This window comes from Burkholderia sp. AU45274 (assembly GCF_030482505.1).
Lineage (GTDB): Bacteria > Pseudomonadota > Gammaproteobacteria > Burkholderiales > Burkholderiaceae > Burkholderia.
In genome coordinates, this window is record NZ_JAUJQE010000023.1 from 12,043 (window position 1) to 34,036 (window position 21,994).

Consider the following 21,994-nt stretch of genomic DNA (forward strand, 5'->3'; position numbering starts at 1 on the left):
CACGCATTTGCCGTCCGGGCCGCATATCTGCGCCGTGAATCGGCGTGATGAAGGCGCGGCCCGAACCAGAAGGCGACACGTCGATGAATTTACGTTTTCCGAGTCGATTCGGGACCATTGCATTGTTTTTTGCGCTGACGGGCTGCGCGGTGCCACCCAGCCAGACCACCGGTAGCGCGAACCAGAAGAACGCCGTCGACAAGACGGCCGCCGCCGCGAAGGCGGATAGCGACAAGCAGCTGAACTTTGATTCCGCGCTGGCATCGATGCCGGCTGCCGACAGCAAGGACGCGAAGAAGTCGTCGCTGGCGGACGCCGAGCCGATCGACGGCAAGGATGTGTCCGATTTCCGCCAGACGGGCCGCGCATCGTGGTACGGGCGGGACTTCCACGGCCGCCGCACCGCGAACGGCGAGCGCTTCAACATGAATGCACTCACCGCCGCACACCGCACGCTGCCGCTGTCGTCGTACATCAAGGTGACGAACGCGTCGACCGGCAAGTGGGTCGTCGTGAAGGTCAACGATCGCGGGCCGTTCAAGCGCGGTCGTGTGCTCGACCTGTCGTATGCGGCCGCCAAGATGATCGGCCTCGTGCACGCCGGCACGGGCCGCGTGAAGATCGAAGGGCTGTCGCCGCAGGAAGCGCGCGAGGCACGCGACGAAATGTTCGCGTCGGTCTCGGCGAAGTAACGCAGCGGCTCGACCGCTCATGCAAAAGGGCTGCCCGCGGGCAGCCCTTTGTCTTTCCTGCGCGGCGCGATGCCGGCGCCGGCTTCCCGGTGCCGGCCGCCTCGCGTGTCAGCTTTCGTCCTTCAGCGCCAGCGCACGCGCATACAGCGTGTTGCGCGACGCGCCCGTCAGCGCGGCCGCGAGCTTGGCCGCGCTCTTCACCGGCACCTCTTCCAGCAGCAGCTTGAGCAGCGCGTCGTGCGCGGTGTCGTCGGCTTCGCCGCTCGTCGCCGGTGCGCCCTCGACCACCAGCACGAACTCGCCGCGCTGCCGGTTCGCATCGCCGGCGAGCCAGGTCTGTCCTTCGGCCAGGGTGCCCTGGAACAACTGCTCGTGTAGCTTGGTGAGCTCGCGCGCGATCAGCAGCCGGCGCGCGGGGCCGAATGCGTCGGCGAGTGCGGCGACGGTTTCGGCGATCCGGTGCGGGGCCTCGTAGAACACCAGTGCATACGGGTGCGATACCAGCGCCTGCAGCGCGGTCGCGCGCTGCTTCGTCTTCGGCGGCAGGAAGCCCGCGAACGTGAACGCGCCGGCCCAGTCGCCGGCCACGCTCAGCGCGGTCACGGCCGCGCTCGCGCCCGGCAGCGGAATCACCGCGAAGCCGGCGGCGCGCACCGCGTCGACGAGCCGCGCGCCGGGATCCGAGATGCCGGGCGTGCCGGCGTCCGATACATAGGCCACGCGCTCGCCGCCGCGCAGCAGTTCGATCACGCGTTGCGCGGCTTCGCGTTCGTTGTGCTCGTGCACGGCGACGAGCGGTTTCGAGATCCCGTAGCGGGCGAGCAGCTGGCCCGTGTTGCGGGTGTCTTCGGCCGCGATGCGGTCGGCGAGGCCGAGCACGTGCAGCGCGCGCAGCGTGATGTCGGCGGTGTTGCCGATCGGCGTGGCGACCACGTAGAGCGCGGCGTCCGGGTAGTGCTGCGTGTGCGCGAGTTCGAGGAGGGCAGTCATGGCAGGCAATGCGCGCAATCGCGGCGCAAGCGGAACAAGGACGGCATTGTGCCACGCGGCGCCGGCCCGGCCGGGCGACGGGCGCGGTTTGGTGCGCGCCGGCGACAACTTTTCGGATGCGGCGCGATCCAAACCGGTCGGCGCGGCATTCGAGCTGCGCGCGCGGCAGTTTCTCGAACGCCGCGGCCTCGGGTTCGTCGCGGCGAACGTGACGATGCGCGGTGGCGAGCTCGATCTCGTGATGCGCGAGCCTGACGGCATGCTCGTGTTCGTCGAGGTGCGCGCGCGGCGCAGCGTCCGGCATGGCGGCGCGGCCGCGAGCGTCGGCTGGCGCAAGCGGCGTCGCCTGGTGGCGGCCGCGCTCCAGTTCTGGGCGCGGCACGGCGCCGGCGCCGCGTGCCGCTTCGACGTCGTCGCGTTCGAGGCCGGCCGGCTCGCGTGGCTGCGCGACGCATTTCGTGCCGACGATGCGTAGCGGCGAGCTGTGACGAGATGTAAAGAGTTCTTGCCGGACCGCCGGAGAGGGTGCCGGAGTACGGTAAACTCGCCGCACCCACGATGTCGCGCGATGCGTGCCACGCGCCCAGTTCACCAGGAATCGATGTCAGTCGAACGTATTCAGCAACATTTCCGCGACAGCGCCGCGCTTCACGCCGAAGCGGCCGACGCGCTGTCGCTGCCGATCGCAGCCGCGGTCGATGCGATGTTCGCCGCGCTGGCGAACGGCAACAAGATCGTCGCGTGCGGTGACGGCCCTTCGGCCGCCGCCGCGCATTACCTCGCCGTGTCACTCGTCGGCGGCTTCGAGCGCGAGCGCCCGGGCCTGCCCGCGATCGCGCTGGCCACCGATGCGTCGCAGGGCGGCCTCGCGGGCGCGGTGTCCGCCGATCAGCTGTTCGCGCAGCAGGTGCGCGTGCTCGGCCAGACCGGCGACATCCTGCTGGTGCTCGATCCGACCGGCGCATCGCCGCGCGTGCTGGCGGCGATCGACGAAGCGCACGAGCGCGAGATGACCGTCGTCGCGCTGACGGGCGGCGACGGCCATGCGGTCGCCGCCGCGCTGTCCGATACCGATATTCCGATCAGCGTGCCCGCCGTTCGCGCGGCGCGCATCCACGAAGTCCATCTGCTGACCATCCACTGCCTGTGCGACGGCATCGACGCGATGCTGCTGGGTGAGGATTGAACGAAGGAGAGCCGTCGATGAATCAAAGCCGCGTCAAACAGACGCTCGTCAGAACCACGCTGCTCGCTGCGCTGACGGCGGGTCTCGCCGTGTCGCTGCAAGGTTGTGTGCTCGGGGTCGTGGGCGCAGCGGCCGGCGGCGGCGCGCTGATCGCGACCGATCGCCGTACGCTCGGTGCGCAGACGGAAGATCGCGAGATCCAGGTCAAGTCGCTCACGCAGATCAACAACGGGCTGCCCGATCAGTCGCACGTGAACGTGACGGTATTCAACCGCCGCGTGCTGCTGACGGGCGAAGTGCCGAACGATGCATCGAAGCAGCGCGCCGAGGAAATCGTGCGCGGCATCAACAACGTGAACGGCATCGTCAACGAGCTGTCGGTCGAGCCGGCGTCGTCGCTGTCGTCGCGCGCGAACGACTCGTACCTCGAAGGGCGCGTGAAGTCCGAGCTGATTGCGACGAAGGGCATCTCGTCGAACTACTACAAGGTCGTCAGCGAACGCGGCAACCTTTACCTGATGGGGCTCGTGACGGTCGACGAGGGCAATCGCGGCGCGGAAGCCGCCAGCCAGGTGCCGGGCGTCGAGAAGGTCGTGAAGGTGTTCCAGTACGTGAAGCCGCAGGACGCGCAGGCGCTGCAGAACGCGTCGCCCGCGAGCGGCGCATCCGGCGCGCAGGCTGCCGCCGCGCCGGCGGATACCGCGACGGTGGGCGCCGTGCCCGACGCGTCGGTGCAGTCCGCGCCGCTGCAGCCGCCCGCGCCGATCTCGAATTCGTCGAACGTGCACCCGGGCAACCCGAAGGCCCCGGCGCAATGAAGAACAGGCAGATGAAGCAGATGAAACAGTGGATGGTGCAGGGCGCCGCGGCCGCGGCGCTCGTGATTGGCGCGCTGGGCGTCGCGCATGCGGATGTCGGTGACGGCCTGAAGGTCGCGCGCGGCAACGCCTGCATGGGCTGCCACGCGGTCGACCGCAAGCTCGTCGGCCCGTCGTTCAAGGATATCGCCGCCCGCTACAAGGCCGATCCGCAGGCCGTGGCCAAGCTGTCGAAGAAGGTGAAGGAGGGCGGCTCGGGCGTCTGGGGCGCCATTCCGATGCCCGCGCACCCGCGCATGAGCGACGCCGACGTGCGTTCGGTGGTCGAATGGGTGCTGGCTGGCGCGCCGTCAAAGTAAGGTGTCAGGGGCGATTCAACCCCTATTGCCAAGCGCGGAAATGCGTGTGTATGATGGTTGACTGTTGGGGCGGTAGCTCAGCTGGGAGAGCGTCGCGTTCGCAATGCGAAGGTCGGGAGTTCGATCCTCCTCCGCTCCACCAACGGAATTCGAAGGGCTCGATCGCAAGATCGGGCCTTTTTGTTTGTGTGGGTCCGCGATGGCAGGCCGGGCCAGGCACCGTACTCGACGTGGCGGAGTGGGTCGACCGGTGGCCGGTCAGTCAGGTCAGCAGTTCGTGCGCGAGCCTGAACGTCGGCACCGCCAACGCGGCGAACGCCACCGTCATGACCGCGAGAATCACTGTTCTCTTCCGCAGCAGCGCGAAGATGACGAACGACAGCGCATAGAACGCGCAGGTCAGCAGGATGATCCACCAGAGCGCCGCGTAGCCGGCGCCGCCTTCGAAGTTCGATACGTTCCGCGTCATCAGCGTCGCGCCGTAACCGGCGGCGGTCATGCTCGCGGGCAGGCCCAGCACCGAATACAGGATGTAGACGACCAGCTGTCGCGGTGTCGGATCGGAAGACGTCATGACGGATGGTTCTTATTCGGGTGGACGGGCCGCCGAACCGGTCGCCACGCGGGCAGGTTCAGGCAGCCAGCAGGATGCGGGCGTTTCCGATGTTTGGCAACCACCCGCCGCTGCCCGCCGCCGCCTTCACCCCCGCCCGACACTCGGCCGCTTCGGATCGTACGTCCACCCCGGCACGAGATAGCGCATCGCGACCGCGTCGTCGCGCGCCGTGCCGCCCACTTGCCCATAAAGCGCATGCGCGGCCTCGACCTGCGCCATGTCGAGCTCGATCCCGAGCCCCGGCCGCTCCGGCACGGCCACCTGGCCCCCGACGATCTTCAGCGGCTCGCGCGTGAGCCGCGCATCGCCTTCCTGCCAGATCCAGTGCGTGTCGATCGCGGTGATCGTGCCGGGCGCGGCCGCCGCCGCATGCGTGAACATCGCGAGCGACACGTCGAAGTGGTTGTTCGAGTGCGAACCCCACGTGAGCCCCCAGTCGCGGCACAGCTGCGCAAGCCGCACCGAGCCCTGCATCGTCCAGAAATGCGGGTCGGCGAGCGGGATGTCGACTGCCTGCAGCCGCACCGCATGATCCATCTGCCGCCAGTCGGTCGCGATCATGTTGGTCGCGGTCGGGATCCCCGTCGCGCGGCGGAATTCGGCCATCACCTCGCGGCCCGAATAGCCGCCTTCCGGCCCGCACGGATCTTCCGCATACGCGAGCAGGTGGCCTTGTCCGCGGCATAGCGCGACGGCCTCGTCGAGCGACCACGCGCCGTTCGGGTCGAGCGTCGTGCGGGCGTCGGGGAAGCGCGTCTTGATCGCGGCGATCGCTTCCATCTCGTCGGCGCCGGCCATCACGCCGCCCTTCAGCTTGAAATCGGCGAAGCCGTAGCGATCGACTGCGGCCTCGGCCTGCCGCGCGATCGCGGCCGGCGTGAGCGCTTCCTCGTTGCGCAGCCGGAACCATGCATCCGACGCCTGCGCCTCGTCGCGATACGGTAGGTCGGTGCGGCCGCGATCACCGATATAGAACAGGTACGCGAGCATCGGCACCGCATCGCGCTGCTGCCCTTCACCGAGCAGCGCCGCGACCGGCACGTCGAGATGCTGGCCGAGCAGGTCGAGCAGCGCGGCCTCGATCGCGGTGATCACGTTGTCGAGCCGCAGGTTGATCTCGTGCGGCTGGCGCAGCACCGCGGCTTCGCCGGCCGACGTCACCTCGTGCCGGATCGTGCGGCCCGCACCCGCACCCGCGCCCGCGCCGGACAGCGTCGCGCGCACCACGTTGAGCGTCGCCTGGTAGCGTCCGATCGACTGGCCGACCACGAGATCCGTCATGCGCTCGAGCGCGTGGCGGATGCCTTCGCCGCCCGGCACTTCGCCGACGCCCGTGTGTCCGCTGCTGTCGTCGAGGATCACGAGGTTGCGCGTGAAGTACGGCGCGTGCGCGCCGCACAGGTTGAGCAGCATGCTGTCGCGGCCGGCGACGGGAATCACCTGCATGCGCGTGACGCGCGGGGTGCCGGCACGGCGGGAATCGGACATCGGCTCGCTCCTGGTTCCGGTGGGGCACGGGCCGCCGGCTGCGCGGCGCGGCCCGCGCCGTTCATTGAAGCTCGACGCGGCGGATCTCGCCGACGACGAACAGGTAGCAGATCACGGCGACGAGCGCGTGCGCGACCACGTAGACGAGCGCGCCGTTGAACGAGCCGCTGCGGTCGACGATGTAGCCGATCGCGATCGGCGTCGTGATGCTGGAGAGGTTGCCGCACGTGTTGAGCAGCGCGCCGCTCAGGCCCGCGATCTGGCGCGGCGCGGTGTCGGCGTTGACGGCCCAGCCGAGCGCACCGAGCCCCTTGCCGAAGAACGACAGCGCCATGAACAGCACGACGAGCACGTGCGAATCGGTGTAGTTGCAGACGATCATCGACATCGACAGCAGCATGCCGACCACGATCGGCACCTTGCGCGCGACCGACAGCGAGCGGCCCTGCTTGAGCAGCCCGTCGGACACGACGCCGCCGAGAATCCCGCCGAGGAACCCGCACACGGCCGGGATCGACGCGACGAGCCCCGCGTTGAGGATCGACATCCCGCGCGCCTGCACGAGATAGACGGGAAACCACGTGATGAAGAAATAGGTGAGCGCGTTGATGCAGTACTGCGCGACGTACACGCCGATCAGCATCCGGCTCTTCAGCAGCGCCTTCACGTGGCGCATCGACGGGCCGCCGTCGCGGCCGCCGGTCGCCTGGTCGATGTTGACGAGCGCGCCGCCTTCGGCGAGGTAGTCGAGCTCCGCGCGGTTGATGGTCGGGTGGTCCTTCGGGTCGTACATCGTGCGGTTCCACACCAGGACGAACGCGAAGCCGAGCACGCCCATCACCGCGAACACCGACTGCCAGCCGAACGCGTGCACGAGCCAGCCCATCAGCGGCGCGAACACGACGGTCGCCGCGTACTGCGCGGCGTTGAAGATCGCCGACGCGGTGCCGCGCTCGGGCGCAGGGAACCACGCGGACACGATCCGGCTGTTGGCCGGGAACGACGGCGCCTCGGCCGCGCCGACCAGGAAGCGCAGCCCGAACAGCAGCGCGAACGCGGCCGCGCCGCCGAAGAAGCCGATCCCGCCTTGCAGCAGCGTGAACAGCGACCAGAAGAAGATGCTGAATGCGTAGACGATGCGCGACCCGTAGCGGTCGAGCAGCCAGCCGCCCGGCAATTGCGCGATCACGTACGACCAGCCGAACGCGGAAAAGATGAAGCCCATCTGCACGTGGCTCAGGTGCAGCGCGCGGGCGAGGCTCGGGCCGGCGATCGCGATCGCCGCGCGATCCGCGTAGTTGATCGTCGTGACCGCGAACAGGACGGCCAGCACCAGCCAGCGCACGCGCGTGCGCCGGGCCGTTGCCGACGCGGACGCCGGCAGCGCGTGAAGCGGATTCATGACTGTCTCCTCCGAAGGGCGGAAGGTGCCGTCGTGCGGCAGGCGCGTCGGTGCGCGCCATTCGTATGGGGGCTGCCGGCCGGAGGCCGGACGCCGCTACCGCAGGGCAGGGCGTCCGGGCCATTCTGTCATGTCGAAATTTGCGCCTTCATGCCAATTGCTGACTTGATCGATTCAGCAATTGAATCGATCAGCCAATTGGCCCAAGGCCGTGCCATGGCTTGCTGGAATATTTTTACCCGGATGATATTGACATCCAATTTATACCCGTATAAAAATAGCGTCATTCCGATTCCAGCCCGCGGGGCGATCACGATGACCACCACCACACTGCTCCCTTCCTACACGGCCTTCGACGGCCACCGGCGGCTCGCGTCGGGGCCGCTCGCGACGGTCGCGCTCGCGGTCCGGCAGGCCGCCGGCGATGCGATGCCCGGCACGATCCTGATCTTCGACGATGCGACGGGCCGCTCGATCGACCTCGACCTGCGCGGCACGGCGGACGAAATCCGCGCGCGCTACGCACCGCCGTCGGGCGATACGGCCAGCGCCGCCGGCGAGCTGGCCGGCGACGGCGCGGGCGAACAGCGCGGCCGCGGCCGGCCGAAGCTCGGCGTCGTGTCGCGCGAGGTCACGCTGCTGCCGCGTCACTGGGAATGGCTGGCCACGCAGCCCGGCGGCGCGTCGGTCGCGTTGCGCAAGCTTGTCGAGGACGCACGGCGCACCCATGCGGAAGCCGACCGGCGACGCGACGCGCAGGCGCGCGCCTACCACTTCATGTCGGCGATGGCGGGCGACCTGCCCGGTTTCGAGGAGGCCGCGCGCGCGCTGTATGCGAACGACCTGACACGCGTCGCCGAGCTGATCGCCGGCTGGCCGGACGACGTGCGCGACCATGCGCTCGCGCTGGCACGCGGCGAACTGCCGCCGTCCACCGAAGACTGCCGACAGGAGCATCGGACGCCATGACCGCATTCGATCTGAATCGCGGCGCGATCGCGCCGGTTGCCGACGAGGTCGATCTCGTCGAGCTGCGCGTGACCGGCACGATCCCGCACGAACTCGCCGGCACGTTGCTGCGCAACGGCCCGAATCCGCCGGGCGGCCGTTTCGAAGGAAACGACATGCTGTCGTGGTGGCCGGAAGCCGCGATGCTGCACGCGATCGCGTTCGAAGGCGGCCGCGCGACCGGCTACCGGAACCGCTGGGCGCGCACGCAGCGCTGGGCCGCCGTGCATGCGCCTGAAGCGGCATCGCAGCTGCCCGACACCAACCCGAACGTGAACGTGCTGCAGCATGCCGGCGAATTGCTCGCGCTGGCGGAGGGCGGCGCGCCGTTCGCGATCACGGCCGCGCTCGATTCGCTCGGCGTGCCGGCGCGGCACGCGGGCCTCGGCGGCGGGATGACCGCGCATCCGAAGGTCGATCCGGCGACCGGCGAGCTGATTGCGTTCCGCGCGGACTGGCGCGCACCGTGGCTGCGCTACGGTGTCGCCGATGCGCAGGGCGTGCAGCGCGTCGATCTCGAGATCGCGCTGAACGCGCCGTCGATGATGCACGACCTCGCGATCACCGAAACCCGCAGCCTGCTGCTCGACCTGAACGTCGGCTACGACTTCTCGCTGCTGAAGCAGGGCCACCGGATGCCGCTGCGCTGGCACGACGACCGGCCCGCGCGCATCGGCGTGCTCCCGCGCCACGGCGGCGCGGTGCGCTGGTTCGACGTCGAGCCGTGCTTCATCTTGCATGTCGTGAACGCGTACGACTGCGACGCGTCGTGCATCGTGCTCGATGCGGTGCGCTATCCGTCGTTCCTGCGGCTCGACGCGGGCAAAGGCCGCTTCGCTGACAACCCGGTCGGCGAGCTGTGGCGCTACGTGATCGATACGGCGAACGGGCTGATCGACGAAGGGCCGCTCGCCGACGGCGGCATCGAGATGCCGCGCATCAACGAAAGCCGGACGGGGCGCCGCTACCGCTACCTGTATGCGGTCGAGCAGCCGAATCCTGTGGAAATGCGCGGCGTGATGCGCTTCGACCACGCGAGCGGCACGACGACGCACTACGCGGTGCCGCCCGGCGACCAGAACAGCGAGCCGGTGTTCGTGCCGCGCCCGGGCGGCGCGAACGAGGACGACGGCTCGCTGCTGGTGATGGTCTACCGCGCGGCGACCGATACGAGTGACGTCGTGATTCTCGATGCGCGCGCGATCGACGCGGGGCCGGTCGCCACCGTGCACCTGCCGCGCCGCGTGCCGGCCGGGTTCCACGGCGCGTGGGTGCCGCGCGAACGTTGAACGTGAGCGGCGGCGCGCGTCACTGCGCGCGCAGCGCGTCGACGATTTTCAGCCGCGCGGCGCGCATCGCCGGCAGGAACCCGCCGACGAGCCCCATCACCAGTGAGAACAGCAGCGTCTTCACGACGATCGCGGGCGTCAGCACGAAGCGGAACGACAGGTCGGCGAAGGTTTGAAAGTTGGTCGTCGAGAACGACGCGAACTGCATCAGCGACGCGCACGCGAGCCCCGCCACACCGCCGACGAAGCCGAGCAGCAGCGCTTCCAGCAGGAACGCGGCGAGCACGTTCGTGCGCTTGAAGCCGAGCGCGCGCAGCGTGCCGATCTCGGCGACGCGGTTCGCGACCGACGCATACATCGTGATCATCGCGCCGATCATCGCGGCGATCGAGAAGATCGTCGACAGCGTGATGCCGAGGATGTTGATGAACGTCGACAGCGCCCTCGACTGATCGCCGTAGAAGGTCTGTTCGCGTTTCGCCTCGTCGGTGAGGCGCGGGTCGACGTCGATGTCGGCCTTGAAGCGCGCGAAGCCGTCGGCACTCGGGATGCGCAGCACCATCGACGAATAGCTGGTGCGCCGGAACGACTGCATCAGCTGGTCGACGTCGCCCCAGATCTCCGAATCGAAGCCGCTGCCGCCCGCGTCGAAGATGCCGACGATGGTCCAGTCGCGCTGCGCGAAATGCAGGCTGTCGCCGAGCTGCGTGCCGCTGAAGCCCTTCGCGATCGCGCTGCCGACGATGATTTCCGACGAGCCGGGCGCGAACATGCGGCCGGCGACGAGCTTCACGTGCGGGCGCAGCGCGAGGCCGGACGGCGACACGCCGCGGATCACGACGTTCGACGGCTTGCCGGTCGAGGTCTTCACCAGCGAGATCAGCACGACCGCTTCCTTCGATACGAGCGGCCGGCCGTCGGGGCCGAGCGCGACGGCCGGGTGCATCTCGAGCGCGTTGGCCTGCTGGTGGTCGATCGAACTCTGGATCTCGGTTTCGGCGCCCTTGCGGATCACCACCGCGTTGTCGGGTTCGCCGGTCGACACGAGCGTCTTCGTGAGCCCCGCGTCGAGCATCTGCACCGTCGCGAACACGAAGATCACGAGCGCCATCCCGCCGGCGGTCAGCGCGGTGGTGAGCCGTCGGGTCCACAGGTTGCGAGCGATGTAGTTGAGCGGGATCGCCATGGGCCAACCTAACCGATTGCCCGGAGGCCTTCGACGACGCGCACGCGCGCCGCCTGCCACGCCGGCACGATCGCCGCCGCGAAGCCGACCGCGACCGAGCACGCGGCCTGCAGCACGACCGTCTCGGTGGACACCTTGAACACCGGGAAGATGCCGCCGGCCGCCTGCTTGAAGAGACTCGCGGCGGGCGGCGTCGCGAGGATCCCGAGCCCGCCGCCGGCCACCGCGATCACGACCGATTCGCCGAACACGATCAGCGCGAGGAAGCCGGGGCCGAAGCCGAGCGCCTTCAACGTCGCGTATTCGGCCGTGCGTTCGCGCGCGCTCATTGCCATCGCGTTGGCCATCACGGCCATGATGATCAGGATCACCACATACGACACGAGGCGGATCGCCGCGATGATCTGGTTCGACATCGCGACGAAGCCGAGCTGGAACGCCTGCTCGGTTTCGGTCAGCGTCTCGGCGAGCGAGTTCTTGAACACCGCGTCGACGTGGCGCGCGATCGACGCGCCGTCGTCGGGGTTCGCGACGCCGAGCACGAATACGCCGACCTGGTCGGCCTGCTTCGGCGTGCGCTGGCGCACCGTCTCGTTCAGGTATTCCCAGTGGAACACCAGCTGCCGCGTGATCGTCGAGTCGTCACGGCCGTCCAGGATGCCGCGCACGACGAAATCCCACGTGCCCGGGTAGATCGTGCCCTTCAGCGGGATCACGTCGCCGATCTTGAAGCCGAATTGCGTCGCGAGCTGGCGACCGACGAGGCAGCCGCGGCGGTCGCGATCGTAGTCGGCGCGCTGCTGCGCCGGGATGATGAATTCCGGGTACAGGTCGAGATAGTTGTCCGATACGGCGAAGCTCGCGAAGAAGTTCTTCGGGTCGCGGTAGATGCCGCCGAACCAGTTCGAGCGGACCACGGCCGTCACGCCTTCGACGCCGCGGATCCGGTTCTCGTAGCTGACAGGCAGCGGAAACACGAGCGAGATCGCGTTGCGCGTGACGAGCCGCCCGCTGGACGCGGCGGCCGCGCCCGCGTACCACGCGTCGACCACGGTGTGCAGCAGCCCGAACGCGAGCACGGCGATGGTGAGCCCGAGCACGGTCAGCAGCGTGCGCAGCCGGTGCCGCATCGCATTGCGCGCGATCAGCTTCAGCACGTACATTGCGCGCGCTCCCGCAGCCGGTCAGCCGGCGTGCCCATCGATCAGCTCCCCTTTTTCCAGATGCACGAGCGAGCGCGCGGCGCCGGCCGCATGCGCGTCGTGGGTCACCATGATGATCGTCTTGCCGAGCTCGGCGTTCATCCGCTGCAGCATCGCGAGCACGTCGGTGGCCGACGTGCGGTCGAGGTCGCCGGTCGGCTCGTCGGCGACGATCAGCACCGGATCGGTGATCAGCGCGCGCGCGATCGCGACACGCTGCTGCTGGCCGCCCGACAGCTCGGACGGGTAATGGCTCGTCCGGTCGCCGAGGTTCACCATGTCGAGCACGAGCTCGACCCGTTCGCGCCGCTCGCGGCGCGACAGGTGCGTGAGCATCAGCGGCAGCTCGACGTTCTCGAACGCGGTGAGCACCGGCATCAGGTTGTAGAACTGGAAGATGAAGCCGACGTTCGCCGCGCGCCATTCGGCCAGTTGCGCCTCCGCGAGCAGCGAGATGTCGAGCCCGCCCACGCGCAGCTCGCCGCTGTCGGGCCGGTCGATGCCGGCCACCAGGTTCAGCAGCGTGCTCTTGCCGGAGCCGGACGGCCCCATCAGTGCGACGAAGTCGCCTTCGCCGATGTCGAGCGTGATGTCGGTCAGCACGGGCACGATCTGGTTGCCGCGCCGGTACGACTTCGCGACGTGGCTAAGCTCGACGAGGGGCGGCTGGGCGTCGTTCACGCGTGCGCTACTTCTTCGCGACGGTCACTTTCGCGCCGTCCTGCAGCTTCGCATCCGGCGCGAGCACGACCGTGTCGCCGGGCTTCACGCCGGTGAGCGCGACGAGTTCGCCGATCCGCATGCCGCGCGTCACGGGCACGGCGCGCACCACATCGTCCTTCACGACGAACACGACCGGCCGCCCGTCGCGCTCCACGACCGCGCTGGCCTGCACGGCCGTCACGGGCTGCCGGTCCTGTGCCGACACGGGCTTCGACAGGAACGCGATCTTCGCGCTCATGTCGGGCAGCACGCGGTCGTCGCGGTCGACGAAGCGCACCTTCACGAGCACGGTGGCCTTCGAGCGGTCGACGGTCGGCACGATGCGCGACACGCGGCCCGCGAACCGCATGTCGGGCAGCGCGTCGAGCTGGACCTCGCACGGCTGCTCGGCGCGGATCTTCGCGATGTTCGATTCGGCGACGTCGGCCTCGACCTCGAGCGTGTCCATGTCGGCGATCGTCACGACCGCGCCCTTGCTGTCCGACGCGGACGAGAACGGCGTGATGTTGTCGCCGACGTTCGCGTGCTTCGCGAGCACGATGCCGTCGAACGGCGCGCGGATCACCGTCTGGTCGACTGCCACCTGCGCGGCCTGTGCGTTGGCCTCGGCCGATGCGATCGCGGCCTGGTCGCTGTTGAGCGTCGCGCGCGCCTTGTTCACACGGGCCGTGTCGGTGTCGAGCTGCGCGGCCGGCACGGCGCCCTTGGGCGCGAGCGCGGACGTGCGGCGCAACGCGATCTCCGCATCCTTCAGTTCCGCCTGCGCGACGCCGAGGTTCGCGCGGGACACCTGCACCTGCGCGCGCGCCTGCGCGAGCGATGCGCGCACGTCGTTGCTTTCGAGCCGCGCGATGATCTCGTCCTGCTTCACGCGCGTGCCTTCGAGCACGCCGAGCCATTCGACGCGCCCCTGGCCCTTCGACGCGACCGCGGCCTTGCGCTGCGGCACGACGTAGCCGGTCGCATTGAGCTGCGTGTCGTTCTGGTACGGGTAGGCGGACGTGACGGCGGTGGTTTCGACGGCCGGCCGGCCGGTGAGCGCGAGGCCGGCGGCAATCGCGCCGATGACGAGCGCGGCGGCCACCGCGTAGCGGAGCCACCGGCGACGGCGGGGCGCCGGTGCGAGCGGACGCCGGTCGATTTTCAGTTTGTCCAGATTGTGATCGGGCAATTTGAGCGCCTCGAGACGGCGGCGGTCTGGCGACCGGCCGCGATCCGGTTTCCGGGGAAAGGGACGGATGGACGCCAGTATAAGCGTCGCCCCGACGGTGCGCGAGCCGGATTGCAGCGTCGCCGCGGCGGCCGCCGGACGGGGCGCCGCCCCGGGGATACGCGTGCTCCCCCGGGGAAACCCGAGGGGCGCAAGCAACGTGTCAACTTGCCGCGAACACGGTGCGTTATGGAACCAGTGCGTCAGGTTTTGTCGCGACGGCACGGCGCAAGCCGGCCTTGCGGCCTGGGGCTCCGATGCGAATGCCTCGCATCTTTACTGACCGGTACGTTTGATTTTTTCTCTGCTAAAGGAAGAACAATGAAGAAGACGCTCGCTTCGATCATCGCCGCAGCATTCGCACTCGCATCGGTTTCGGCATTCGCACAGGCGTCCGCGCCGGCAGCCGACACGTCGGCAGCCGCTCCGGCACCGGCCAAGAAGGATCACAGCAAGCCGAAGCACCAGCTGAAGCGCCACGGTTCGGCCAAGGGCAAGGCGAAGGCCGAAGCTGCATCGGCAGCCGGCACGAACGACGCAGGCGCGCAGAACTAAGAAGCGCGTTGCGCTGCGGCCGGCACCGCCGGCCGCCAGTCGCGAGACCCCGCATGTTCACGCATGCGGGGTTTTGTTTTTTTCAGGCCTCGTGTTCATCGGCCGGCGGCGGCGGCGGCGCGCGCATCGCGTCGACCACCGTGCGCATGCGCCGCCAGTGCGAGCCTTCCCAGAACACGCGCCGGCACACGTCGCACGCGGCGAAGCGCCGGTGCCGCAGCCGGACGCCGGCCGGCACGCGTGGCGCGGCAGCGGCCGCGTCGAGCGGATGCAGCGGCGCATTGCAGCGCAGGCACAGCCGGAATGGCCGCATGTGCGGCGCGAGATCGAGCCGTTCGAACAGTTCGCGCAGCTGGTCGGCCGGCTGCAGCGCGTGCAGGTAGCAGCCGCGCGCGACCGCGCGCCGCTTGAGCAGCTCGCGGTCGCGGGTCAGCACGATCCGGCCCTCCCGCGCGGCGAGCGCCGCGAGCTCGTCGTCGCGGTAGTGGTTGTCATAGCAGGTGTCGAAGCCCGCGAGGCGCAGCAGTTGCGCGAGGCCGCCGAGATGCGCGTCGGCGACGAAGCGCCATTGCGCGGGCGGCGCGGTGGCCCCGTTCACGGCAGCCGGCTGTGCGCGTTCCGGAAAAGCCTCGACCCGGTCGCCGTCGTCGAGCGGCCGGTCGAGCGCGGCCGGCGCATCGTTCACGCACAGCCGGCCGATTTCGGTATGCGGCACGCCGAGCGCCTCGATCGCGTGCTTCACCGTCGCGTCGCGCGCACATGCGTGCCCGAACGCGCGGTCGCGCTGGGCGCGCGGGAGAAAGGCGTTCAGTTCGTCGTGGAAGCGGAAGGTCGCGGTCGCCATGCGGGCAGTATGGCACCGCGCCTGGCCGGCCGCGTGCCCTGCAGGCGCCACGCATCTGTGTTTAACTCCCCGCTTCACGGAGCGAAGGAGCGGGAAATGGATCTCGGATTTATCGGGCTGGGTGAAATGGGGCAGGCAATCGCGACGAACCTGCTGAAGGCCGGGCACACGGTGCGCGTCTGGAACCGGTCGCGCGAGCGCGCCGAGCCGCTCGCGGCCGTCGGCGCGCAGATCGTCGACACGCCGGCCGACGCGTTTCGCGGCGACGCGGTGTTCTCGATGCTGGCCGACGACGCCGCGGCGCGCGCGATCTTCGACGACGCACTGCTCGCCCAGGCGCCGCGCGGCCTGATCCACGTCAACATGGCGACGGTGTCGGTCGCGCTGGCCGAATCGCTCGCGCATGCGCATGCGTCGCGTGGCATCCATTACGTCGCCGCGCCGGTGATGGGCCGGCCGGACGTCGCGGCCGCCGCGCGCCTGACGATCATGGCGGGCGGCCCGGCCGAGGCGATTGACCGCGTGCAGCCGCTGTTCGACGCGATCGGCCAGAAGACCTGGCGGTTCGGGTCGTTGCCGCAGCACGCGAACGTCGCGAAGATCGCCGCGAACTTCACGCTCGCGTCGGCGATCGAGACGCTCGGCGAAGCGTCTGCCTTGCTGGGCGCGCACGGCGTCGCGATGCGCGACTTCCTCGACGTGATCACCGGCAGCGTGTTTCCGGGCCCCGTCTACGAAGGCTACGGCTCGATGATCGCCGAGCGGCGCTACGAGCCCGCGCGCTTCAAGGCGCGCCTCGGGCTGAAGGACGTTCGCCTTGCGCTGGAAGCGGGCGACGCCGTGTCGGTGCCGCTGCCGGTGGCGAGCGTTGTACGCGACAACCTGCTCGACGCGCTGGCGCACGGCGGCGGCGAGCAGGATTTCGCGGTGCTCGGCGAAGTCGCGCTGCGCCGAGCGGGCCGCTGAGCCGTCGCGCGACAGAAGTCCGGCGCACCGGCATAATCGACGTTTCCTTTTTCCTTGCATCGACGCAGAGGCGGGCATGAACTTGCATACGTGGTGGCTTTTCGTGGCGACGGTGTTCGTCGTGTCGGCGATTCCGGGCCCGAACATGCTGCTGGTGATGACGCACGGCGCGCGGCACGGGTTGCGGCGTTCGACGTGGACGATGGCCGGCTGCCTCACCGCGCTGGTGCTGATGCTGTCGGTGTCGGCGGCGGGCCTCGGTGCGGTGCTCGAAGCGTGGCCGGCGATGTTCAACACGTTGCGCTTCGCGGGCGCGGCCTACCTGATCTACCTCGGCGTGAAGGCCTGGCGCGCACGCGTCGACGACGAGCAGCCGGCCGCCGACGTCGACACCGTGTCGCGCCAGGCCGCGCCGGCATCGCGCGGGACGCTGTTCCGCAACGGCTTTCTGGTCGCGGGCAGCAACCCGAAGGCGATCCTGTTCGCGGCTGCGCTGCTGCCGCAGTTCATCAACGCGGCCAAGCCGACGCTGCCGCAGTTCGGCATTCTCGTCGTCACGTTCGCGGTGATCGAGGTGAGCTGGTATCTCGTCTACGCGTCGTTCGGCACGCGCATCGGCGCGACGCTGAAGAGCCAGAGCGTGGCGAAGATCTTCAACCGGCTGACGGGCGGGTTGTTCGTCGGCTTCGGCGCGATGATGGCGCTGGTCCGTCACTGATTTCGCACTGACACCGGCGGACCGAACGCCCCGTTCCTCTCAAGAGGGCGGGGCGTTCTGCTTTTCGGGCCTCCGTCACTCGCTTGCTTAAGCACGCGGGCGCGTCCATGCCGCCGCGCCGGCGCCGCGTCCGGCCGTGAGCCCGAAGACGGCGGCCGCGCCGGCGAACGCAAACCCCACGCCGCACACCGCGCTCCACCCGCCCGAGGCCCACGCGCTGCCTGCGAGCGCCGCGCCGAGCGCGCCGCCGATGAAGAACAGCCCGACGAACAGGCCGTTCAGGCGGCCGCGCGCGGCCGGGTTCAGCAGGTTGATCGCGCGGCGGCCGATCGTCTGGTCGACGATGACGCCCGCGTCGAGCAGCGCGGCGCCGCCGGCCAGCAGCGCGAGCGCGAGGCCGCGATGCAGGTGTGCGTCGAAGCCGAACCAGCCGGCGCCCGCGATCCCGAGCAAGACGAGCGCCACGAGCATCGTGACGTGCGCGATCCGCTGCGCGGCCGGGCCATGCCCATGGTCGCCGGCACGGCCCGCGAGCGGCGTGACGATCGCGCCGCTCGCGCCGGCGAACGCGAACAGCGCAATGCCGTGCAGGTCGAGGCCGAACGGCGGCTGCGCGAGCCGCAGCCCGACGGCGGTCCAGAATGCGCTGAACGCGGCCATCGCGAGCGCGGCCGACAGCGCATGCCGGCGCAGCACCGGCTCGTCGGCCAGCAGGCGGCCCATCGACGCAAGCAGCGTGCGGTAGCCGGCCGAGATCGACGGTGTGCGCGACGGCAGGCGCAGCGCGAGCACCACGGCGATCGCGGCATTCGCGAGCGCGGCCAGCACATAGAACCCGCGCCAGCCGGCCGAGCCCGCGATCAGGCTCGCGAGCGGCCGCGACAGCAGGATGCCGAGCATCAGCCCGCTCATCACGTTGCCGACCGCGCGACCGCGCTGCGCCTCGGGCGCCATCGACGCGGCCATCGGCACGAGCATCTGGATCACGCTCGACGCGGCGCCGGCCACGAGCGTCGCCAGCAGGAATACGGTGCCCGACCGCGTGAACGCCGGCAGCGCGAGCGCGGCCGCGCACGCGGCCAGCGTCGTGACGATCAGGCGGCGGTTCTCGAGCAGGTCGACGAGCGGGACGAGCAGCACGAGCCCGGCCGCGTAGCCGAGCTGCGGCAGCATCGCGACGAGGCCGGCCAGGCCGGGCGGCAGGTGCAGGTCGGCGCTGATCGGGCCCGTCAGCGGCTGCGCGGCGAACAGGTCCATCACGATCACGCCGACCGTCGCGGCGAAGAACAGCGTCATGCCGGCGCTCAGCGCGGGCGGCGTGCCGGCCGGCGCGCTGACGGGCGGGCGCGCGGTGGCGGGGCAAGGGTTGGCAGGGCAGTTCATCGGAAGCCTGGCGAGTGGGTCGAAGAAGTCCCCATCGTAGGCGCCCGATGTTTATGCGACAATTGAAATATCTCTAACATGATTATGCGAGTTTGTTTTGAATACGCGTGATCTCCAGGCATTCGTCGCGGTGGTCGACAGCGGGTCGATGGTCGCCGCGGCCGCGAAGCTCCACCTGACGCAGCCGGGCCTGACACGGCGGGTGCAGAACCTCGAAACGCTGCTCGGCATGCCGCTGCTGGAGCGGCAAAGCAAGCCGCTGAAGCCGACCGCCGCCGGGCGCGACGTCTACGCGCTCGCGCGCAACGTGCTCGGCGCGGTCGACGAGCTGATGGCGGCGGGCGCGCCGGACAGCGAGCCGTCGGGCGAGCTGCGCATCGGCGTGCCGCCGTTCCTGTCCGAGCTGGCGCTCGAGCAGCCGATCGACCGGCTGCGTGACGCGTTTCCGCGCCTCACGCTGCGGGTGACGGCCGGCTGGTCGCCGGCGTTGATGCAAGGCGTCGAGCGGGGCACGCTCGACGTCGCGGCCGTGATGGTGCCGGCCAGTTCGACGCTGCCCGACACGTTCACGTCGACGCTGATCGGCACGCAGCCGACGGTGCTCGTTGCCGCGCGCGACTACCCGCTGCCGGACGGTCCGCTGTCGATCGACACGCTGTCGGGTTTTCCGTGGGTGCTGAGCCAGGACGGCTGCGGGATGCGTTCGGCGCTGAGCCGCATGCTCGGCGCGGCCGGGCTGCCGTTCGACGTCGCGGTCGAGGCGTTCGGCTCGGAGCTGCAGTTGTCGCTCGTCGCGCGCGGCGCGGGCATCGGCATCGCGGCGCCGAACGCGCTGGCGCGCAGCGCGCATCGCGATGCGCTGAGGGTGGTGGAAACGGTGGGGCTGGAGACGCGGATCAACGTGTGGATCGTGCACGGCGCGCTGCCGGGCCGGCTCGTGCGGCCCGTCGCGCTGCTGCGCGATGCGCTGGGCGAAGTGCTCGACCGGGTAAACAAGGCGGGGTCAGATGCGGTAAAGGCGGTCTAGAGGCGACATTCGAGGGAAAATCCTTATTTTCTCTACGGAAATGTTGCATTGCGGAAACTGTTTCGCTATAGTTGCACCTGTCTCCTCCATGTCTCCTCTGATATGGATTCAGCCCGCCTCTTAGGCGGGCTTTTTTTTGCCTGCGATTTTGTCGCGGCCGTCCATTCGTCGTCCGTCGCTGCGCTCAGAACTTGTACGTCATCCCGACGTAGCTGATGATCGGGTCGGCCTTCAGGTCCGATTTCGACTCCGAGAGCACCGTGCCGTCGGCCGCCTTGATCGTCACCGTCGACGTCGTCTTCAGCGGGATGTACGTGACCGACGCGATCAGCCCGAAATGCTCCGTCATGTTGTACTGCAGGCCCGCGTTGAACACCGGCTGCCATGACGACGACGCCTTCGCCTCTACCGATGTCGTACCCGGCTTGCCCGCGCCCGCCGCGAGAACCGCGCCGAGATTGTCCTGCGTCTGCTTGATGAAGTTCGTGTTGAGCTGCAGGTCGCTGAACCAGTTGTACGACACGCCGAGGCCGAGGAACGGCCGGAACTTCGCGTTCGCGGCCCCGAAGTAGTACTGCAGGATCGCCGCCGGGCTCCACTGCCGCACGCTCTTCACGATCGGGTTGACCGAGCCCAGCCCGATGTTCTGCGTGCCGAGCGCGCCGGCCGGGCCCGGCGGCTTGATCGTGCCCTGGCCCGACACCTTGAACACCGGCGGCACGCCGGCCACCGATGTCACCGCGATATGGTCGGTCAGGAAGTGGCTGACCGTCAGGCCGACGGTGTCGGCGCCGCTCGTGTGCAGTCCGGTGCCCGGCGACGTGAACGACGGCGGTAGCCGCAGCGGCGTGTTGATCGGCGTCGGCGCGACGTTGGTCGTCATCGGCGTGCTGCTCTGCTGCGGCATGATGTGGAACCAGCCCAGCGTCACGACGTTGCTGCCGGCGCTCTGCGCGTGCGCCGCGAGCGGCGCCACGGCGGCGGCGCCGGCCGCCGCGCAGAGAAGGGTCTTCTTCATCACGGCTCTTCCCTCCGCTTACTGGACGAATGCGCCGATCGTGAAATACGGCGTCGATCCCGCGTTGTCGAGGAAACCGAACACGCCACCCGTGAAGATGAACTTGCCGGTCGGCGACGTGCTGCCCGAGCCCGTGTGAATCGTCGTGACCGTGCCCGGCACCTTCTGCGTGTAGTCGAGATCGAGCGCGGTCGCGAGCGAGGCCTGCGACGCGTTGAACGGATCGAGCAGCGTGGCCTGCTTGTCGATCAGCGCGGTGGTGCGGTAGTCGAACTGGCTGTCGACGCCGATGTACTCGCCGTTCTGCGAGCCGAGCGCGACGGCCGTCTGCGGCGCGAGGATCGAGATGCTCGATTCGTCGTCGGCGGTGAGGCCCGGCACGCCGTTGGCGTCCGGCGTCGGGTTCGGGTTCGCGACACCCGTGCGCACGAGGATCGGCACGAGCTGGTTGCGCAGCTTGCCGACGATCATGAAGCCCTTGCCCTGCGGCGTCGCCGACAGCGTCGGCTTCAGCTGGCTCGCGTAGTTGTTCGACTGGAACGCGCCGCTGCCGTCGGCCGACTGCACGAAGTTCGTGCCCTGCTGCGCGCAGGCGCCACCGGCGAACTGGCCGGTCGTGTCGCACTTGGTCCACGTGCCGTCCGCGTTGATCGTCACCTTCGCGTCGATCGACGCCGGCGCGAACTTCTGCGACGGCACTTCGCCGAAGCCGACGTGGCTGTACGTGCCCGCGACCTTCGTGATGTCGGTTTCGATCGACGAGAAGCCGATGAACGGGTAGTACGGGAACTTCGTATCAGGCACCGCGGCCTGGCCGAGCACGCCGTCGAACTGGATTTCCTTGCCGGGGATCGTGCCGCCCGCGACGCCGAAGCCGACGAAGATGCGTGCCGGACGCGACGCATCGAGGCTCGCGCCGTTCAGCCGGAACGCGCACTGGTTCAGCTTGTTGGTCGGCAGCAGCGTTTCCTGCGTGAGCGTGCCGCTGTCGACGGTGCCGGCGCGGGTCGGCGTGACGGTGCCGGTCTTTTGCGGGACGGCCGATTCGACGTAGGTGACCTGCCAGGTCATCTTGGTCGTGTCGAGCTGGACTTTCGCGAGCTCGCCGCTGCCCGCGCCGCCCGTGAACACGGTGTTGTAGTCGAGCGTGGCGGGGCAGAGCCGGTCTTCGACGAGCGGGGGCGGGTTGTCGCCGCCGCTGCCGCTGCCGCCGCAGGCGGAAAGAAGGGGGGCGGCAAAGGCCGCCGCCAGAATGAGGTTGCGCTTCATGTTGCTCCTCCAGATTTGTCTTGTGCGGCGGCCAGCTCCCTGTCG

24 protein-coding genes and 1 tRNA gene are annotated in these 21,994 nt (G+C 69.4%); 12 read left to right on the forward strand and 13 right to left on the reverse strand.

What is annotated here, in order from left to right; translation table 11 throughout:
- The first annotated feature begins 83 nt into the window (after nt 1-83).
- Nucleotides 84-692 carry a septal ring lytic transglycosylase RlpA family protein gene (locus tag QZM35_RS37230; RefSeq protein ID WP_089424296.1) on the forward strand — a complete coding sequence of 203 codons (609 nt, stop codon included), beginning with the start codon at nt 84-86 and terminating at the stop codon, nt 690-692.
- 108 nt (nt 693-800) lie between these two features.
- On the opposite strand, the gene rsmI is transcribed toward QZM35_RS37230, so the two are convergent.
- Entirely contained in the window at nt 801-1,682 is an 882-nt protein-coding gene (gene rsmI / locus QZM35_RS37235) for a 16S rRNA (cytidine(1402)-2'-O)-methyltransferase (protein ID WP_089424256.1), read from the reverse strand.
- Nucleotides 1,683-1,728: 46 nt separating this feature from the next.
- On the opposite strand from rsmI, the gene QZM35_RS37240 reads away from it, so the two are divergent.
- The 5 genes from QZM35_RS37240 (at nt 1,729) to QZM35_RS37260 (ending at nt 4,187) form a co-directional block, all read left to right on the forward strand.
- The gene (locus tag QZM35_RS37240; RefSeq protein WP_174976294.1) at nt 1,729-2,157 is read left to right on the forward strand and encodes a YraN family protein; all 429 of its coding nucleotides are present in this window, start codon (nt 1,729-1,731) and stop codon (nt 2,155-2,157) included.
- Nucleotides 2,158-2,283: 126 nt separating this feature from the next.
- Nucleotides 2,284-2,868 carry an SIS domain-containing protein gene (locus QZM35_RS37245; protein WP_174976283.1) on the forward strand — a complete coding sequence of 195 codons (585 nt, stop codon included), beginning with the start codon at nt 2,284-2,286 and terminating at the stop codon, nt 2,866-2,868.
- Nucleotides 2,869-2,885: 17 nt separating this feature from the next.
- Nucleotides 2,886-3,686, forward strand: coding sequence for a BON domain-containing protein (locus QZM35_RS37250; protein WP_089424297.1), 801 nt, complete (start codon nt 2,886-2,888; stop codon nt 3,684-3,686).
- Nucleotides 3,683-4,045, forward strand: a complete 363-nt coding sequence (locus QZM35_RS37255; protein WP_089471954.1) for a c-type cytochrome — start codon at nt 3,683-3,685, stop codon at nt 4,043-4,045. Before QZM35_RS37250 ends, QZM35_RS37255 begins: the two co-directional genes overlap by 4 nt.
- Before the next feature lie 66 nt (nt 4,046-4,111).
- A tRNA-Ala gene (locus QZM35_RS37260) sits at nt 4,112-4,187 on the forward strand.
- Nucleotides 4,188-4,307: 120 nt separating this feature from the next.
- On the opposite strand, the gene QZM35_RS37265 is transcribed toward QZM35_RS37260, so the two are convergent.
- The 4 genes from QZM35_RS37265 to QZM35_RS37280 all read right to left on the reverse strand — a co-directional run bounded on the left by QZM35_RS37265 (nt 4,308) and on the right by QZM35_RS37280 (nt 7,877).
- Nucleotides 4,308-4,619, reverse strand: a complete 312-nt coding sequence (locus tag QZM35_RS37265; protein ID WP_089424259.1) for a hypothetical protein — start codon at nt 4,617-4,619, stop codon at nt 4,308-4,310.
- A gap of 126 nt (nt 4,620-4,745) precedes the next feature.
- Nucleotides 4,746-6,149: an enolase C-terminal domain-like protein gene (locus QZM35_RS37270; RefSeq protein WP_301777753.1), complete on the reverse strand. Its 1,404-nt coding sequence runs from the start codon at nt 6,147-6,149 to the stop codon at nt 4,746-4,748.
- Nucleotides 6,150-6,210: 61 nt separating this feature from the next.
- Nucleotides 6,211-7,551: an MFS transporter gene (locus QZM35_RS37275; RefSeq protein ID WP_301777754.1), complete on the reverse strand. Its 1,341-nt coding sequence runs from the start codon at nt 7,549-7,551 to the stop codon at nt 6,211-6,213.
- A 128-nt stretch (nt 7,552-7,679) separates the two neighbouring features.
- Nucleotides 7,680-7,877 carry a hypothetical protein gene (locus QZM35_RS37280; RefSeq protein ID WP_301777755.1) on the reverse strand — a complete coding sequence of 66 codons (198 nt, stop codon included), beginning with the start codon at nt 7,875-7,877 and terminating at the stop codon, nt 7,680-7,682.
- Here QZM35_RS37280 and QZM35_RS37285 point away from each other — a divergent pair.
- Nucleotides 7,867-8,520, forward strand: a complete 654-nt coding sequence (locus QZM35_RS37285; protein WP_089424261.1) for a DUF2239 family protein — start codon at nt 7,867-7,869, stop codon at nt 8,518-8,520. The genes QZM35_RS37280 and QZM35_RS37285 overlap by 11 nt on opposite strands.
- Nucleotides 8,517-9,848: a carotenoid oxygenase family protein gene (locus QZM35_RS37290; protein WP_089430469.1), complete on the forward strand. Its 1,332-nt coding sequence runs from the start codon at nt 8,517-8,519 to the stop codon at nt 9,846-9,848. Before QZM35_RS37285 ends, QZM35_RS37290 begins: the two co-directional genes overlap by 4 nt.
- Nucleotides 9,849-9,867: 19 nt before the next feature.
- Here QZM35_RS37290 and QZM35_RS37295 read toward each other — a convergent pair whose 3' ends face one another.
- From QZM35_RS37295 to QZM35_RS37310, 4 genes are read right to left on the reverse strand one after another with little or no spacing between them, the layout of a single operon-like run.
- Nucleotides 9,868-11,034 (reverse strand): ABC transporter permease, encoded by a 1,167-nt coding sequence (locus QZM35_RS37295; RefSeq protein ID WP_301777756.1) that lies wholly within the window; start codon nt 11,032-11,034, stop codon nt 9,868-9,870.
- Nucleotides 11,035-11,042: 8 nt separating this feature from the next.
- A complete protein-coding gene (locus QZM35_RS37300) occupies nt 11,043-12,197 on the reverse strand; it encodes an ABC transporter permease (protein WP_089424264.1) in 1,155 nt (384 codons plus the stop codon).
- A 21-nt stretch (nt 12,198-12,218) separates the two neighbouring features.
- Nucleotides 12,219-12,917 (reverse strand): ABC transporter ATP-binding protein, encoded by a 699-nt coding sequence (locus tag QZM35_RS37305; RefSeq protein WP_089424265.1) that lies wholly within the window; start codon nt 12,915-12,917, stop codon nt 12,219-12,221.
- A 7-nt stretch (nt 12,918-12,924) separates the two neighbouring features.
- The gene (locus QZM35_RS37310; protein WP_089424266.1) at nt 12,925-14,130 is read right to left on the reverse strand and encodes an efflux RND transporter periplasmic adaptor subunit; all 1,206 of its coding nucleotides are present in this window, start codon (nt 14,128-14,130) and stop codon (nt 12,925-12,927) included.
- A gap of 360 nt (nt 14,131-14,490) precedes the next feature.
- Here QZM35_RS37310 and QZM35_RS37315 point away from each other — a divergent pair, with 360 nt between their 5' ends.
- Nucleotides 14,491-14,724: a hypothetical protein gene (locus tag QZM35_RS37315; protein WP_089424267.1), complete on the forward strand. Its 234-nt coding sequence runs from the start codon at nt 14,491-14,493 to the stop codon at nt 14,722-14,724.
- 82 nt (nt 14,725-14,806) lie between these two features.
- Here QZM35_RS37315 and QZM35_RS37320 read toward each other — a convergent pair whose 3' ends face one another.
- Complete coding sequence (locus tag QZM35_RS37320; protein ID WP_089424268.1) at nt 14,807-15,568, reverse strand: Mut7-C RNAse domain-containing protein; 762 nt, start codon at nt 15,566-15,568, stop codon at nt 14,807-14,809.
- Between the two features lie 9 nt (nt 15,569-15,577).
- On the opposite strand from QZM35_RS37320, the gene QZM35_RS37325 reads away from it, so the two are divergent.
- Both QZM35_RS37325 and QZM35_RS37330 read left to right on the forward strand, forming a co-directional pair.
- On the forward strand, nt 15,578-16,534 hold the full coding sequence (locus QZM35_RS37325; protein WP_226124041.1) for an NAD(P)-dependent oxidoreductase: 957 nt from the start codon (nt 15,578-15,580) through the stop codon (nt 16,532-16,534).
- Between the two features lie 76 nt (nt 16,535-16,610).
- Nucleotides 16,611-17,252 (forward strand): LysE family translocator, encoded by a 642-nt coding sequence (locus QZM35_RS37330; protein WP_301777757.1) that lies wholly within the window; start codon nt 16,611-16,613, stop codon nt 17,250-17,252.
- A gap of 87 nt (nt 17,253-17,339) precedes the next feature.
- Here the strand turns inward: QZM35_RS37330 and QZM35_RS37335 are convergent, their stop codons facing one another.
- Nucleotides 17,340-18,635 carry an MFS transporter gene (locus QZM35_RS37335; RefSeq protein WP_301777758.1) on the reverse strand — a complete coding sequence of 432 codons (1,296 nt, stop codon included), beginning with the start codon at nt 18,633-18,635 and terminating at the stop codon, nt 17,340-17,342.
- A 97-nt stretch (nt 18,636-18,732) separates the two neighbouring features.
- Between QZM35_RS37335 and QZM35_RS37340 the strand changes: the two genes are divergently transcribed.
- Entirely contained in the window at nt 18,733-19,662 is a 930-nt protein-coding gene (locus QZM35_RS37340) for a LysR family transcriptional regulator (RefSeq protein WP_089430473.1), read from the forward strand.
- Nucleotides 19,663-19,846: 184 nt separating this feature from the next.
- Here QZM35_RS37340 and QZM35_RS37345 read toward each other — a convergent pair whose 3' ends face one another.
- Together QZM35_RS37345 and QZM35_RS37350 are read right to left on the reverse strand one after the other, a co-directional pair.
- On the reverse strand, nt 19,847-20,680 hold the full coding sequence (locus QZM35_RS37345; RefSeq protein WP_089424272.1) for an OmpW family protein: 834 nt from the start codon (nt 20,678-20,680) through the stop codon (nt 19,847-19,849).
- An 18-nt stretch (nt 20,681-20,698) separates the two neighbouring features.
- On the reverse strand, nt 20,699-21,949 hold the full coding sequence (locus tag QZM35_RS37350) for a DUF2957 domain-containing protein (RefSeq protein ID WP_089424273.1): 1,251 nt from the start codon (nt 21,947-21,949) through the stop codon (nt 20,699-20,701).
- Nucleotides 21,950-21,994 lie beyond the last annotated feature (45 nt).

Coding starts and splice junctions, on each gene's coding strand:
- QZM35_RS37295 (WP_301777756.1), bottom strand. CDS start 11,034: ATGGCGATCCCGCTCAACTACATCGCTCGCAACCTGTGGACCCGACGG.
- QZM35_RS37255 (WP_089471954.1), top strand. CDS start 3,683: ATGAAGAACAGGCAGATGAAGCAGATGAAACAGTGGATGGTGCAGGGC.
- QZM35_RS37275 (WP_301777754.1), bottom strand. CDS start 7,551: ATGAATCCGCTTCACGCGCTGCCGGCGTCCGCGTCGGCAACGGCCCGG.
- QZM35_RS37300 (WP_089424264.1), bottom strand. CDS start 12,197: ATGTACGTGCTGAAGCTGATCGCGCGCAATGCGATGCGGCACCGGCTG.
- QZM35_RS37320 (WP_089424268.1), bottom strand. CDS start 15,568: ATGGCGACCGCGACCTTCCGCTTCCACGACGAACTGAACGCCTTTCTC.
- QZM35_RS37285 (WP_089424261.1), top strand. CDS start 7,867: ATGACCACCACCACACTGCTCCCTTCCTACACGGCCTTCGACGGCCAC.
- QZM35_RS37265 (WP_089424259.1), bottom strand. CDS start 4,619: ATGACGTCTTCCGATCCGACACCGCGACAGCTGGTCGTCTACATCCTG.
- QZM35_RS37290 (WP_089430469.1), top strand. CDS start 8,517: ATGACCGCATTCGATCTGAATCGCGGCGCGATCGCGCCGGTTGCCGAC.
- QZM35_RS37335 (WP_301777758.1), bottom strand. CDS start 18,635: ATGAACTGCCCTGCCAACCCTTGCCCCGCCACCGCGCGCCCGCCCGTC.
- QZM35_RS37230 (WP_089424296.1), top strand. CDS start 84: ATGAATTTACGTTTTCCGAGTCGATTCGGGACCATTGCATTGTTTTTT.
- QZM35_RS37250 (WP_089424297.1), top strand. CDS start 2,886: ATGAATCAAAGCCGCGTCAAACAGACGCTCGTCAGAACCACGCTGCTC.
- QZM35_RS37245 (WP_174976283.1), top strand. CDS start 2,284: ATGTCAGTCGAACGTATTCAGCAACATTTCCGCGACAGCGCCGCGCTT.
- QZM35_RS37315 (WP_089424267.1), top strand. CDS start 14,491: ATGAAGAAGACGCTCGCTTCGATCATCGCCGCAGCATTCGCACTCGCA.
- rsmI (WP_089424256.1), bottom strand. CDS start 1,682: ATGACTGCCCTCCTCGAACTCGCGCACACGCAGCACTACCCGGACGCC.
- QZM35_RS37325 (WP_226124041.1), top strand. CDS start 15,578: ATGGCACCGCGCCTGGCCGGCCGCGTGCCCTGCAGGCGCCACGCATCT.
- QZM35_RS37330 (WP_301777757.1), top strand. CDS start 16,611: ATGAACTTGCATACGTGGTGGCTTTTCGTGGCGACGGTGTTCGTCGTG.
- QZM35_RS37270 (WP_301777753.1), bottom strand. CDS start 6,149: ATGTCCGATTCCCGCCGTGCCGGCACCCCGCGCGTCACGCGCATGCAG.
- QZM35_RS37345 (WP_089424272.1), bottom strand. CDS start 20,680: ATGAAGAAGACCCTTCTCTGCGCGGCGGCCGGCGCCGCCGCCGTGGCG.
- QZM35_RS37350 (WP_089424273.1), bottom strand. CDS start 21,949: ATGAAGCGCAACCTCATTCTGGCGGCGGCCTTTGCCGCCCCCCTTCTT.